We start from the raw sequence: 13830 nt of genomic DNA on the forward strand, positions 1-13830 counted from the left end.
GCCTACGTGTTGGATGATCGTCGTTGTTCGTCCCGGGGTTCCGCGACCGTTTCGAATGGTGGGACGCCATCGTTGCCCTCGCTGCGGTCCCGGTAAAGCGCCGCGCGGGCCAGGAGCATAAGCGAGACTGGTGTCGTGACAGTCACGAACAGTGCGATCAGTATCTCGTGCAGGACAGGTTTCGACTGAAGCACTGAATGAAAGATGATCGAGGCGATCAGAACACCGCCCGTGCCCCAGGTGGTCCCCAGCGTCGGCGCATGTATTCGTTCGTAGAAGCTTCTGAACCGCAGCAGCCCGATGGACCCGAGCAGGGTCAGCACCGAACCCAGGAGCAGGAAGAACCCCGTAAGCAGAGCCGCCCAGACCGGCAGGTCGGCGAGAGGGGTCATTCCATTACCTCGCCCCGCATGAGGAATTTCGCCAGCGCCACGGTTGAGACAAAGCCGAGAAGTGCGACCACGACGGCGGCCTCGAAATAGACCGTGCTGCCGGCACGCATGCCGAAGGTCAGCAACAGAAGCATGGCGCCGACATAGAGCGCATCGAAGCTGAGGATCCGGTCCTGCGCGCGCGGCCCCCGAACGAGGCGCAGCAGAGCGCATGCCATGGCGGCGACCAGAACCAATTGAGCGATGGTGACGGACCATACGATTATGATGCCGCTCATTCGAAAATCTCCATCAACCGCCGTTCATAACGCTGCTTGATCAGGTCGATCCACGCCTGCTGGTCGATCAGGTCGAGAACATGGATCCGAAGCCTGCCGCTGCCGGCATGATATTCGACCCAGGCGGTGCCGGGCGTGCTGGTGATGATGCAGGCGAGTACGGCCAATCCAGTCCGGTCGCGCAGTTCGAGCGGGATCATCACGAAGCCGGATGTCCGCGTAAGCCGCCTACCTTGCAGGATGATCCCCGCCACGGCGATGTTGGAGCGAAGAATGTCTACCAGAACGATCAGGAGGAGTTGCGGTATCATATCCCAGCTTCGTATTCTTGGTTTGGCGGGTTGAAGCGCTGCCATAGCCAAAGACGCTGCAAGAGCGACTATCCCGCCCAGAACCACTTGGCCGACGGACAGCCCATTGAGCAGAATCCACATGACGAGCAGCGACGCTGTCAGCAGCGGATAGGGCAGAAGGGCGCTCATTTGTCCCTCGGCGCGTTGGGGCGTGGTATCGGCTGGGTGGACAGAACATCCCGCAAATAGTCCGCTGGCGAATGCAGGTACTGGGCGGTCGCCTCCATGTAGCGCAGCACCTGTCCACCCTGGACCGTCATCAACAGGCAAAGCGTCAGCAGGAAGGCTACTGGCGCGATCTCCAGGATCTGCACCCGGGGTACGGTGCCTTCGATCGGCGCCCAGAAAATCTGGATGCCGGCGCGCATCGTGGCGATCAGGGCGCTGAGGCCAGACAGGATCAGCAACGCGACCAGGATCCATGTCGAGCCCGCGATTACGTCGCCCCCCGCTGGATCGGGGCGCACCATCGCGGTCAGCAGCGCGAACTTTCCGACAAATCCCGAAAGCGGTGGCAGGCCCGCGAGCAAGAGGCCGCATGCCGCGAAACAGATGCCAAGGACGGCCAACGTGCCGGGAATGGCAACGCCGACTTCCTCCTGCTCTACCACGTCCTCCTCCATCTCGTCGCCATAGGCTTCCATGGTCACCGATAGAACATGCGCGGCTGGGTCCTGCACCCGCTCGACGAGTTCGATCAGGAGAAAGAACGCGCCGATCGTCAGGGTTGAGCTGACCATGTAGAAGAGGGCTCCGGCAGTGACCCTCGCATCGGCCATGCCGATCGCGGCCAGCAGCGTGCCGGATGAGACCAGGATGCTGAAGCCGGCGAGCCGGCTCACCGCCTGCGACGCCAGCACGCCGATAGCGCCGAAGGCGATGGTGGCCATGCCGCCGAACAGCAGCCACGAGTCGCCAAAGCCCGCTGTGGCGCCGGCGTCCACGCCGAAAAGCAGCAGGGAGAGCCGAAGCAGGACATAGACGCCGACCTTGGTCAGGATCACGAAGATCGCGGCGACCGGGGCCGCTGCCGCTGAATAAGCGCCCGGCAGCCAGAAGCTCAGCGGCCACATGCCGGCCTTGACCAGGAAGGCCATACCGAGGACGGCGGCGCCTGCTTCGAGCAGCATTCGATCCTGCGCCGGCACCGCTGGGATTCGCTGCGCCAGATCTGCCATGTTCAGCGTACCGGTCACGCCGTAGATCAGACTGACTCCGATCAGAAACAGCGACGAAGCCGCGAGATTGACTGCGATATAGTGCAGGCCCGCCTTGACGCGAAGCGGTCCCGAGCCATGCAGAACAAGACCATAGGATGCAGCTAGAAGCACCTCGAAGAAGACGAACAGGTTGAACAGGTCGCCGGTAAGGAACGCCCCGTTCAGCCCCATCAGAAGAAGCTGGAAAAGCGTATGGAAATGCGGACCTCCCTTGTGCCAGCGCGCCAGCGAGAAGGCCAGGGAAGCAAGCGCCAGTACACCGGTCAGGACCAGCATGAGGGCAGAAAGTCTGTCGAGCACGAGCACGATGCCGAACGGCGCCGGCCAATTGCCCAGCAGGTAAACGCTGCTGGTTGCCGCGCCCAACGAGGCAGTGGCATTGTCGGCGGAGCGAAGCAGAGCGATGGCGATGACCATCAGGGCAAGTGCCGAGACGATACTGATCACGGCCTTGATGACATGGCGACGCTCGTCCAGCAGCAGCAGAAAGGCCCCTGCCGCCAGCGGCAGGACGATCGGCATGATCATGAGATGACCTGCCGTCTCCATCAATTGGGCTCCCTGCCGTCGACATGGTCGCTGCCCGTCAGGCCGCGCGATACGAGCAGCACCACGAGGAACAGGGCCGTTGTCGCGAAGCCGATCACGATCGCGGTCAAAACGAGCGCCTGCGGTATCGGGTCGGCGTAGTCCGCCGGGTTGACCAGCGCGCCGGATTGGAGAACGGGCGGCGTATTCACCCTAAGTCTGCCCATCGAGAAGATGAACAGGTTGACGCCATAGCCGATCAGCGAAAGGCCGATGATGACCTGAAAGGTCCGCGGCCGCAGCAACAGCCAAACGCCGGACCCCGTCAGCACGCCGATCCCGATGGCGAGGACAAGCTCCACTATGCGATTTCCTCGTTGCCCTGCGCGGCGATCCTTGATGCGCGCAGTCGGCGGATGGACTGGTGGGCGAGAGCGACCAGCATCAGGACGGTCGCACCGAGGACGAGCGAGAAGACGCCGAGATCGAAAAGGGTCGCGGTAGCCGCCGGCACGGAACCGATCAGCGGCAGTTCGACATAGCGGGAATACGAGGTCAGGAAAGGGTATCCGAACAGCCAGGAGCCCGCGCCGACGAGGGCCGCCAGGAGGAGGCCGAAGCCTATCCAGTTCACCGGCAGCACCCGCAACCTGTCTTCAACCCAGCGTGTCCCCGCCGCCAGATATTGCAAAATGAAGGCGGCGGCCAATGCGATGCCGGCGACGAAGCCGCCGCCGGGGAGGTCGTGGCCGCGCATGAACAGATAGGCGGCGAACACGATGATCACCGGGAACAGCCATTGCATGATCACCGCGGGGATCAGCAAATAGTCGCTCACCGTATCGCCCGCTTCGCGGTCGGGCCGGGCTTCGTCAAATGCCCCCTGGACGCGTTGCTGTTCAGGGGATTCCACATTGTCGGGCGCCGGCCGGAACCGACGCAACAGGGCGAACACCGTCAAGGCGACGATGCCGAGAACCGTGATCTCGCCGAACGTGTCGAAACCCCGGAAATCCACCAGGATGACGTTGACGACGTTCTTGCCGCCTCCTTCTGAATAGGCCTTTTTCAGGAAGAAGTCGGCGATAGTTTCGGGCGGGGTCCGAGTCATCACCCCATAGGCGATAATCGTCATGCCGGTTCCGCACGCCACAGCCATGGCCAGATCGCGGTAGCGGCGAAGTCTTGCCCCAGTCGTGGCCAGGCCGGAGGTGACGTCTGCCGACCGCTTGGGTAACCAGCGCAGGCCGAGAAGGATGAGAACCGTGGTCACCACCTCCACGAGCAGTTGAGTGAGCGCGAGATCTGGCGCTGAAAACCAGTCGAAGGTGATGCAGGTGACAAGTCCGGCTCCGCCGAGCAGGATAAGGGCGAACAGTCGGTGGAACTTGGCTTGCCATGCGGCGCCGAGGGCACATACGACGCCGATCGCCCAGATGCCGGCGAAGGTGACGTCGACGCCTTGGACCGTCAGCCGACCGGGATCGAAACCTAGCCTGTAAAGTGGCCATGCGGCGGCGATGAAGGCAACGACGACCAGCAAGCGAAGTTGCGGCTGGAGCCGACGCGTTCCAAGACGGCTTTCCATGAAGCGGGCACCTCTCCACGAGACCGCCACCACCACGCGCTCGAAGACGCGCTGGCTCCTGAGACGACGAAAGTAGGGTGGCCCGTCCTCGCAGCGCGCCAGATAATCCTTCAGCAGCAGATAAAGGATTGCGCCACCGGCGAGTGCCAACACGCTCATGAACAGTGGAATCGTGAACCCATGCCAGACCGCCAGGCTGTACTGTGGCGTCGCGGGTCCCAGGAGGGAGGTGACGGCGGTGTGGAGGAACGGGCCGATGGTCAGGCCGGGAACGATCCCAACCAGGAGGCAGGCGAGGACAAGAAGTTGGATCGGAAACCGCATGAAAAACGGCGGTTCGTGGGGTTCGCGAGGCAAATCAGCCGGCAGCGATCCGAAAAACACGCTGTGGATGAACCGTACGGAGTAGGCAACTGCGAAAGCGCTGCCGAGGACGGCTGCATATGGCGCGGCGGTGTCGAGAATGGAATCGGCGTGCGTTTCGATCGCCTCAGCGAAGAACATTTCCTTGGAGAGAAATCCGTTGAGCAGGGGGATGCCAGCCATGGCCGCGCTTGCGACCATGGCGAGTGTCGCGGTGTAGGGCATGAAACGGAAAAGTCCCCCCAGCCGCTGCATGTCGCGCGTTCCGGTCTCATGGTCGATGATGCCGGCGGCCATGAACAACGAGGCTTTGAACGTGGCGTGGTTCATCATGTGGAAGATGGCGGCGACCGCGCCCAGGGGGCTGCCGAGACTGAGCAGAAGTGTAATCAGACCGAGATGGCTGATGGTCGAGCAGGCCAGCAATCCCTTTATGTCCCGCTGGAAGATTGCATTATAGGCTCCCAAAACGAAAGACATCATGCCGGCGAAGCCGACGATCCAGAACCACTCATATGTCCCCGCAAGCACCGGCCACAGCCGCGCCAACAGGAACACGCCGGCCTTCACCATGGTCGCTGAGTGCAGGTAGGCCGAGACTGGGGTCGGCGCGGCCATGGCGTTGGGCAGCCAGAAATGGAACGGAAACTGCGCGCTCTTCGTGAGCGCCCCGAGGAGCACAAGAACCAGGATAGGCACATAAAGATCGTGAGAGCGGATAAGGTCGCCCGAGGCCAAAACACGATCGAGGTCGTAGCTTCCAATGACATGGCCGATCAAGAGGAAGCCAGCCAACAGACCGAGGCCGCCGATGCCGGTAATCGTCAGCGCCATGCGGGCGCCGTCGCGGGCGCTGGCGTTGTGGTGCCAATAGCCGATCAGCAGGAAGGAAAAGATGCTGGTCAATTCCCAGAAGACAACCAGCAGGATCAAGTTTCCGGAAATGACGACCCCGAGTATCGATCCCATGAAGGCGAGAAAGAACGCGAAGAACCTTGGGACCGGATCTTCCGGCGCCATGTAGTAGCGCGCATAAATGACGACGAGCAAGCCGATGCCGCTTATGAGCATGGCGAACAGCCAGGCAAATCCGTCCATTCGCAAAGTGAAATCCAGGCCGAGCGTGGGAAGCCATTCGATATCGCTGCGCACCACACCTCGATCGAGGACGGACGGATAAAACATAACCGCCAGAACCAGACAGATAAACGCCACTGCGCCGGCGAGAATCGCCGCGGCGTTGCGCGCGTTTGTCGGGAGTATGATAGCTGCTAGGCTGCCTGCGAAAGGCAGGACGATCATCAGTATCAGCGCTGTGTCGTCTGTCATCTATTGCTGCCCAATGTCATTGGAGACAACCATGCTTGGCTCGCCCATTATGGTTCTCCGATGACATTGGGCAAGGCATTGATTGGTGCGTTCTCCCTTAACAACCGCGCGCCGCGCGAGGCCAGTCAACTGGAGGCAGGAGCAGCTTGGGGAACTCGCGGACAACGATCAGGGATTCGCGCGTCAAGCACTGTACCGTGGTGGGAGTCCCGCCGGGGACTCTCCGAGAAAGGTGGCGTTCGGCTGCTCCCGGCATGCCGTCAGCGGCATCTGTCGCCAACTGCCATTCAGTCCGTTTGTCGCAGGCCTAGTGGCGGCGGACGCCAAGCAAGGTGGCTATCACCAGTTCTCTTCCAGCCCTGTTTATCCCGGTCCCGCCCGGTCTTTCCTCCGCCAGTCCGAGAAAGACAAGGCGTTCGGCCAAGGCTTTCGATAGAGATGGGTAAGGTCCGCGGTTCATTCGCTTGAGTGCCGTTTGCTCCTCCTCGGTGAGATCGCCCCAGATAACCGTCATGAAGGACTTCCTTGCTTGCGCCCTACGCAGCCTAGCGGGTCTGAACTGCCCAGAAGCGGACTGTGAGCGTCGATCCATCGGGCTCCGAAGACCTATGGAACGGCGTCCGTTCCGACGATGCCGCCTTCATTTTCCAGGACGCCGATTCGTCTGACTTCCGAGCGGTTAAGTTTCAGGCGAACGCCGACACCGCCGCCGTTCTCGGCGATGAAAACGGCGCCGGCATTTTCAAGCGTGGTTTGCAGCGTGTCGCAGACATCCTGGTCGGGAAGGCTGATCCGACGCTCGAATTCCTCGATGACCAACGCATCCACGCCTGAATTGCTGGAGAGCTTGTCACGGGTCCATTCGACCAGCGCGCGAGCGGCACGGCATTGAGCACCAGTGATCATCGTAAAATCTCCTGCTACCGCTTTCTGGGCCGAAGTCGCCGCCTGCTGAAAGCCAGGATACTCCGGGGTGCGATGGCTTAACCCAATCAAAAGTGCATATCGAATTCGAAAAGGGAAGGGCAGTGCGACGCGCCGCAATCGAAATCTAATACAAAATAATTGTGCTAAAGCGGCAATAAATTTCGTTTGTCTTGCAGATAAGGATGAGTGAAGCTCGTGCGTAGCGAAATTTGACAGATTGGGTGCCACGCAGGTCTTCAACGCCAGGGAGCTCTTGGCGATATCGCGCGAAGGGCACCTTGGGCTCGGCGATGATGATAATGGACAGGCTTGAACAGGATTTCGGCAGAATACTTTCCGGCAGGGACATTCAGCGTCATGTGGTCGGGCGAATGGTATCTGCCAGCCGCCTCAACGTAGAGGGCCGCGGCCCAATCACTCCTTCGGATGCCAGTACCCTCAAGACACGGCTGCGCGAGGAACTGCTCCTGCAAGCACAGACCCGGCTGCCGATCACCTATGCAAGACTGGCCGACAGCATGGTTGGTTCGGACGCGACAGGCGTGATCCGGGATGCACTCGAACAACTGATGGACGACGATGCGGCCGAAGGCCTGCCATTGCTTGCGGCTGTTGCCGTGAAGGCGCTCGAGCTTGGTTTGCCCGCTCCCTGGTTCTTCCGGAAAGCCGAGGATATGGGACTGTTCGCTGGCGATCCGGCCGATCTGGAAGCCTATGCTTTCCACGCAAGGGAGTTCTATCGCGCGGTCAGCCTCCATGCTGGTCTGTCACACAGCGGGCAAGCCTCTGGAGGGACCCTGCCGCCGGTTCTGCCGCCTGCAGACGGGTGAAGGAGAACGAAATGCTGATCGCCAAGGACGTCATGACGTCGCCGGTCATCGCGGTAGGGCCTGAGAGTACGGTGGATGAGGTCGCCAATATTCTCCTGTCGTACGGGATCAGCGCCGTGCCGGTGATTGATCGAGGTGCGCTGCTGGGCATCGTCAGTGAAGGAGACCTGATCCGCCGGGCAGAGATCGGTACAGCCCCGCAACATCGTTCCTGGTGGCTTCGGCTTTTCGCCAACAACGCCGCCCTTGCGGAAGGCTATGTCAAGTCTCATTCCGAGCATGTGACCGACGTCATGACAAAGGAGGTTGCGACTGTGGTCGAGAGCACGCCAGTCGTCGAGATCGCAACCCTGCTTGAACACAATCGGATCAAGCGTGTTCCGGTGCTGCGCGACGGACAGATTGTGGGGGTCGTCAGTCGTGCCGATCTGGTGCGGGCGCTGGTCGTCGCCAGGAAACGTTGGCGCGCTCCGGTGTCGCAGGACGACAGCAGCATCAGGCTGGAGATTATTGAAGCCTTGCGATCCGAATCATGGCCCTCGACCGGAAGGTCGGACGTGACCGTGACCAACGGCGTAGTTACGTTCTCGGGAGCTTACCTGTCCGAGCAGGAGCGCAAAGCCACGCTCATCCTGGCTGAAAACACCGCTGGCGTGCGGGCTATTGATGATCACCGCATTCCCCTCGATATGACCTACGGTGTGGTCTGAAGGGCCGGATAAGCGCTGGACCAGAGCATGCCCTTGACACAGACAGCCCCGATTTCCGACGAGCAGATTCGACAACTCGTCGACTCCTTCTACGACAAGATACGCGCCGACGCGGATCTCAGGCCGATTTTCGAGCGCGTCGTTGCCGGCGATTGCGAAACGCGTCTGGCGAAGATGTACGAATTTTGGTCCTCGGTCATCCTGACCAGCGGATTCTACAAGGGAAGTCTCGTCGCGGTCCGCAAGCACATGGGTGGGTTGGAGATCGGTCTGCTCGACCGGTGCCTCGCCTTGTTTGGCGAAAGTTGCGACGAATTGCTGGACAGGGAGACTGCGGGACTGTCTTGGCTGAAGGCCGCCCACGTCGCCGAAAGTCTGAAGCTGTTATTGTTCTGTCGCCCTGACCGGCCATGGCTGAGAAACGCCTCATGACGTTCGTGGTCACCGACAATTGCATCAGATGCAAATACATGGACTGCGTGGAAGTCTGTCCCGTGGACTGTTTCTATGAAGGCGAGAACATGCTCGTCATCCATCCCGATGAATGCATCGACTGCGGCGTCTGCGAGCCAGAATGCCCGGCGAAAGCCATTTTTCCCGATACCGTGCCTGGTCTCGACGATTGGCTCGCGCTGAACGCCGAGTATGCGTCTGCGTGGCCCAATATTGCGGTCAAGCGTGATCCACCCGCCGACGCCAAGGCGTTCGACGGCGAAGCAAACAAGCTCGCGAAATATTTTTCACCCGAACCCGGGCTACGCGACTGATCAAGATGAACCCATATACCCACCAGCCGTCGCCCCTGTATCTGGGCGTCGACACCGGCGGCACGTATACCGATGCCGTGCTGTGGTCAGAATCTACAGGCATCGTGGCCAAGGCCAAATCGCTGACCACACGGCACGATCTTGCCGAGGGCATCGCCGGTGCCGTCGACGCTGTTTTATCCGAGGCTGCCATCGAACCCGGCGCGATCAAGCTCGTCTCCATGTCGACCACGCTCGCAACCAACGCCCTCGTCGAAGGGCAGGGCGGACGGGTCGCGCTGGTGATGATCGGTTTCGCCGAAGCCGATCTTGACCGGAACGGATTGTCAAAGGCTCTCGGCTCCGATCCCGTGATCTTTTGTCCGGGCGGACATGACGTCCACGGCGATCCGCGTCCGCTGGTGCTGGACGCTCTCGTGGCTGCGCTGCCGTCTCTCGCCGACAAGGTTTCAGGCATCGCCGTGGCCTCCTATTTTGCGGTTCGCAATCCCGAGCATGAGGTCGCGGTACGTGACGTCATTCGCGAGCGTACCGGGCTTCCGGTGACCTGTTCGCATGAGCTGTCGTCGAAACTCGGCGGCCCGCGACGGGCGATGACCACGCTTCTCAACGCCCGGTTGATCTCGATGATTGATCGTCTTGTCGACGCCACCGAAGGCTTTCTGGCAAGACGCGGGATCGTCGCTCCGCTCATGGTCGTGCGCGGCGACGGCGCGCTTATCACCGCAGAATTCGCCCGCGCCCGGCCGATCGAGACCATCCTGTCAGGACCAGCGGCAAGCCTGGTTGGAGCCCGGTACATGACCGGTATTGATGACGGAGTGGTGTCCGACATCGGCGGCACCACCACCGACATCGCCGTTCTGGACGGCGGTCGCCTGCGGCTCGACCCGGAAGGCGCTACCGTCGGCGGAATGCGAACCATGGTGGAAGCCGTCGCCATGCGCACCTTTGGCCTCGGGGGAGATTCGGAGGTCTCGCTCCATGAGCGGTCGCTGACTTCGACGATCGTGCTCGGCCCCCGTCGACTCGTGCCGCTGGCGCTCGCCGCTGTGAAGCACGGCGATGCCATCCATAATGGCCTCAAGCGGCAATTGCTCAGCCCCAACACCAGCCGGCTGGACGGCCGCTTCGCGTTGTGCACAGGTGTCCCCGAGCGTCTGGCTGCGGGCCTGACCGTTACCGAGGCGCGGCTCTATGCTGACATTTCAGCAATTCCCGCAGCGCTTGATCGGCTGCTCGTATCGACGTCACAGGTCGCGACACTCAATCGCCTGGTCGCGCGCGGTCTGGTGCATATCGCGGGCTTCACGCCATCCGATGCGGCCCACGTGCTCGGCCGGCAAGGGAATTGGGACCCTGTCGCGGCTCGACTGGGCGCCGAATTGTTCGCACGCAAGCGCGACGGCCAGGGACATCGCATCGCCAAAGGCGCAGAAGCATTTTCCGAGATGGTTCTCGCCGCCGTCACCCGGCGTTCGGCAGAAGCCATTCTTGAAACAGTCTTTGCGGAGGACGGGCTGGATGGCGGCGTCTCTGTTGCCAATCCGCTGGTTCAGCGTGCGGTTTGCCAACGAGGCGGCATGGCGCGGCTGTCGATCGCACTCGACCGGCCGGTGATCGGCCTAGGGGCCTCCGCAGCGCTCCATTATGCCGGTCTGCCGCAATTGATCGGCAATGATTGCAGCATCGCCGAACACGCCGATGTCGCAAATGCATTGGGTGCTATCGTCGGGCAGGTGCGGATGTCGGCGGAAGCGCGCGTCAGCCAACCCGAGATCGGGCTTTTCCGTCTGAATTCCGGCGAGCGGCTGGACGACTATGATACCGAGGACGAAGCAATGGCCGCCGCCGAAGCCCACATTCGTGCCTTGGCGGCAGGTCTTGCTGAGCGCGCCGGGACCGATCAGGCGCGGATCGAAATCGCACGGGACATAAGGGTTGCTACAATCGAAGGCGAGCGCAGTTTCGTAGAAGCCATCGTCGTCGCGACAGCCACCGGGCGGCCTCGTATCGCGTCCTGACTTGGATCGGGGCCGCCCTGTGGCAACTGCCGGCACGTTACGCACGCTGGAGCTCTTCGCCGATCCGAAGACCGATGTAGGCCTGGTGCCAATCAATACTCCGCACGCCAGCGGGGCTTTGCAGTGGGTGCATGATCCGTCGACCGCCAGCAAATGGTCGCCGACGCGTACCAGGACCACCAGCTGAGCGGCGGCATGGGCATTATCGCAATGGCCACGATGAACACACCAACAGCGAGGTCGGGGTCGGTTTCCACGGACTGTTTCGATGCCATCTTGGTTCTCCTTCACGATCCTGACGGCGTGCGTCGACCATGCACCAGACATGAAATTGGATGCAGCGCTTTTCGAAAAGTTCCCGTGGTTCGCCGCGGGTGGGAACCTTCCTCGCTGTGTCGTGCCCGTCGGGAACCAATCCACGATAGGCGCATCCAATGGTTTCGAGCATGAAACTGGAGAGACCGATGGACCTGCATTCGCAAATTCTGGACGGCACCGAAGACGGCGTGCCGGCCTCCGCCCACGGAAGTTCAGCGACAAACGGGATGCCCAGGACAGTCGGCCGCGCCCGCCCGACGCGCTTCGATGCAGAGGCCGCGGTCAGGACGTTGATCTCATGGGCCGGCGACGATCCGGCCCGGCCCGGGCTTGTCGACACTCCTGCGCGTGTCGTGCGGGCTTATGAAGAGTGGTTTGCCGGCTATCGGCAAGATCCTGTGAGGCTGCTCGAACGGACGTTCGATGAAATCGGCGGCTATGACCAGGCGGTCGAACTGCACGGCATAGCGTTTCATTCTTTCTGCGAACACCACATGGCGGCAATCCACGGCAAGGCGTACATCGCTTACATGCCCGTCAACCGGGTGGTGGGCATCTCCAAATTGGCAAGGGTTGTCGAAGCCTGCGCGCGCCGCCTGCAGATACAGGAGCGGCTCACGGATGATATCGCTTGCGCCATCGAGGATGCCCTGCAGCCGGGTGGAGTGGCCGTCGTGCTTGTAGCCGAGCATGGCTGCATGACATCGCGCGGCGTCCACGCGCACGGCACCCGCATGGTCACCAAACGCATGCTCGGCGTTTTCGACACGAACTTCGATCTGAGGCGCGAATTCCTGGCGTCGATTCCGGTGTGACGAATTTTCGGGAACCCTTGTTGTCGAGACCCATCTATTGAAGGGCAAGGAGACTGCTCATGTCTTACGTTCGACGAGACGCGACCGAAATCATCGCTGCCTCTGGCGACCTGGAATTGGCACAGCGGGCCCTGGCGCCCGACGGCGCTGCCTTCCGCGCCATCATCAAGACGCATAACCAGCGGCTTTACCGTATCGCGCGCGGCGTGGTGCGCAATGACAGCGAGGCCGAGGACATCGTCCAGGAGGCCTATGTCAGGGCCTTTGCCCATCTCGAGAGTTTTCGCGGCGATGCCTCGCTCGGCACGTGGCTCTCGCGTATCGTCATCAACGAAGCGCTCGGCCGGTTGCGTAAAAGACGGCGAACGGTGGCGATGCCCGAGAACCCGCAGGCCGAGATTATCCAGTTTCCCCTCAACCCCAGCGACGATCCGGAGCGGACGATGGCGCAACGGGAGATCCTGGCCCTTGTCGAACGCGCAACCGACAGCCTTCCAGATATCTACCGGATGGTGTTCGTGGCGCGGGTGATCGAGGGCCTGAGCATTGAAGAGACTTCAGAACTACTCGGCGTGCGGCCCGAAACCGTCAAGACCCGCCTGCATCGCGCCCGCACCCTGCTGCGCAAAGCGCTGGACGACCAAATCGGGCCGGTGCTGCTCGATGCCTTCCCTTTCGCCGGCCGGCGCTGCGAACGGCTGACCGCCGCCGTGATGAAGCGGCTCGGCCTGGAAGGCTAATCCTCGTCGAATTCAGCTGATTTTGGCGGGAACGTTTGCCGCCACCCAGCATCTAATGACCGTCAACTGAGAACGATGCCCGATGCGATTTGCGCATGCGGGCGAAGGAGATGTCATGCTTATTCGTCACACTGCCGCCTTGGCCGCCTTGCTGCTGCTTGGCACTGCCCCGCTCGCGCAAGCCGCCGACAAACCAACCGACCCGCAAATCGCCCACATCGCCTATACAGCCGGCGTGATCGATGTCGAGGCGGCCAAGCAAGCGCTCAAGAAGTCGAAGAACAAAGAGGTGCTCGCTTTCGCCAAGGACATGGTGCGCGACCATGAGGCAGTGAATGTGCAGGCACTCGACCTGGTCAAGAAACTCAAGGTGACGCCGGAAGACAACGCCACCAGCAAGGCGCTGACCAAAGCCGCGACGGAGGAGCGAGCCAAACTCGCCAAACTCAAGGGCGCGGCCTTCGACAAGGCTTATGTCGACAACGAGGTGGCCTATCACAAGCAGGTCGACGGCGCTCTCGAAACGCTACTCATCCCGTCAGCCAGCAAGGCGTCACGACACGAAAGTAGTGCATCTGTCCGACATTTTAGAACATATGGTGATCAGGCGGCCAGCATGGACGTCTCGCGCCGAAGCGGCCTGAGGTC

At 61.5% G+C, this 13830-nt stretch carries 16 protein-coding genes; 8 read left to right on the forward strand and 8 right to left on the reverse strand.

Annotation, left to right across the window (positions count from 1 at the left end; all coding sequences use genetic code 11):
* Positions 1 to 2 precede the first annotated feature (2 nt).
* The 8 genes from mnhG to ASD12_RS35410 form a co-directional block, all read right to left on the reverse strand.
* A complete protein-coding gene (mnhG, locus tag ASD12_RS18530; RefSeq protein ID WP_056589082.1) occupies positions 3 to 392 on the reverse strand; it encodes a monovalent cation/H(+) antiporter subunit G in 390 nt (129 codons plus the stop codon).
* Positions 389 to 670 (reverse strand): K+/H+ antiporter subunit F, encoded by a 282-nt coding sequence (locus ASD12_RS18535; protein ID WP_056589084.1) that lies wholly within the window; start codon positions 668 to 670, stop codon positions 389 to 391. The genes mnhG and ASD12_RS18535 overlap by 4 nt, the downstream gene beginning before the upstream one ends.
* Positions 667 to 1152, reverse strand: a complete 486-nt coding sequence (locus ASD12_RS18540; RefSeq protein WP_056589087.1) for a Na+/H+ antiporter subunit E — start codon at positions 1150 to 1152, stop codon at positions 667 to 669. The genes ASD12_RS18535 and ASD12_RS18540 overlap by 4 nt, the downstream gene beginning before the upstream one ends.
* Positions 1149 to 2792 carry a monovalent cation/H+ antiporter subunit D gene (locus ASD12_RS18545; RefSeq protein WP_056589090.1) on the reverse strand — a complete coding sequence of 548 codons (1644 nt, stop codon included), beginning with the start codon at positions 2790 to 2792 and terminating at the stop codon, positions 1149 to 1151. Before ASD12_RS18545 ends, ASD12_RS18540 begins: the two co-directional genes overlap by 4 nt.
* Entirely contained in the window at positions 2792 to 3133 is a 342-nt protein-coding gene (locus ASD12_RS18550) for a Na+/H+ antiporter subunit C (protein WP_056589093.1), read from the reverse strand. The genes ASD12_RS18545 and ASD12_RS18550 overlap by 1 nt, the downstream gene beginning before the upstream one ends.
* On the reverse strand, positions 3133 to 6051 hold the full coding sequence (locus ASD12_RS18555) for a monovalent cation/H+ antiporter subunit A (RefSeq protein WP_056589096.1): 2919 nt from the start codon (positions 6049 to 6051) through the stop codon (positions 3133 to 3135). Before ASD12_RS18555 ends, ASD12_RS18550 begins: the two co-directional genes overlap by 1 nt.
* Positions 6052 to 6358: 307 nt before the next feature.
* Positions 6359 to 6565, reverse strand: a complete 207-nt coding sequence (locus tag ASD12_RS18560) for a hypothetical protein (RefSeq protein WP_056589099.1) — start codon at positions 6563 to 6565, stop codon at positions 6359 to 6361.
* 92 nt (positions 6566 to 6657) lie between these two features.
* The gene (locus ASD12_RS35410; protein ID WP_244482892.1) at positions 6658 to 7206 is read right to left on the reverse strand and encodes a hypothetical protein; all 549 of its coding nucleotides are present in this window, start codon (positions 7204 to 7206) and stop codon (positions 6658 to 6660) included.
* A gap of 71 nt (positions 7207 to 7277) precedes the next feature.
* Between ASD12_RS35410 and ASD12_RS18570 the strand changes: the two genes are divergently transcribed.
* The 8 genes from ASD12_RS18570 to ASD12_RS18610 all read left to right on the forward strand — a co-directional run.
* Complete coding sequence (locus tag ASD12_RS18570) at positions 7278 to 7808, forward strand: hypothetical protein (RefSeq protein WP_056589105.1); 531 nt, start codon at positions 7278 to 7280, stop codon at positions 7806 to 7808.
* Positions 7809 to 7819: 11 nt separating this feature from the next.
* The gene (locus ASD12_RS18575; RefSeq protein WP_156398616.1) at positions 7820 to 8518 is read left to right on the forward strand and encodes a CBS domain-containing protein; all 699 of its coding nucleotides are present in this window, start codon (positions 7820 to 7822) and stop codon (positions 8516 to 8518) included.
* Between the two features lie 33 nt (positions 8519 to 8551).
* Positions 8552 to 8950, forward strand: a complete 399-nt coding sequence (locus tag ASD12_RS18580) for a group III truncated hemoglobin (RefSeq protein WP_156398617.1) — start codon at positions 8552 to 8554, stop codon at positions 8948 to 8950.
* The gene (fdxA, locus tag ASD12_RS18585) at positions 8947 to 9285 is read left to right on the forward strand and encodes a ferredoxin FdxA (protein WP_056589111.1); all 339 of its coding nucleotides are present in this window, start codon (positions 8947 to 8949) and stop codon (positions 9283 to 9285) included. Before ASD12_RS18580 ends, fdxA begins: the two co-directional genes overlap by 4 nt.
* 5 nt (positions 9286 to 9290) lie before the next feature.
* A complete protein-coding gene (locus ASD12_RS18590) occupies positions 9291 to 11309 on the forward strand; it encodes a hydantoinase/oxoprolinase family protein (RefSeq protein WP_056589115.1) in 2019 nt (672 codons plus the stop codon).
* Positions 11310 to 11854: 545 nt separating this feature from the next.
* Positions 11855 to 12442 (forward strand): GTP cyclohydrolase I, encoded by a 588-nt coding sequence (gene folE, locus ASD12_RS18600; RefSeq protein WP_056589131.1) that lies wholly within the window; start codon positions 11855 to 11857, stop codon positions 12440 to 12442.
* A 59-nt stretch (positions 12443 to 12501) separates the two neighbouring features.
* Entirely contained in the window at positions 12502 to 13182 is a 681-nt protein-coding gene (locus tag ASD12_RS18605) for an RNA polymerase sigma factor (protein ID WP_056589122.1), read from the forward strand.
* 115 nt (positions 13183 to 13297) lie between these two features.
* A partial coding sequence (locus tag ASD12_RS18610; RefSeq protein ID WP_244482893.1) for a DUF4142 domain-containing protein occupies positions 13298 to 13830 on the forward strand: 533 nt, incomplete at its 3' end.

The sequence above is a fragment of the Mesorhizobium sp. Root102 genome, assembly GCF_001425625.1.
Lineage (GTDB): Bacteria > Pseudomonadota > Alphaproteobacteria > Rhizobiales > Rhizobiaceae > Mesorhizobium.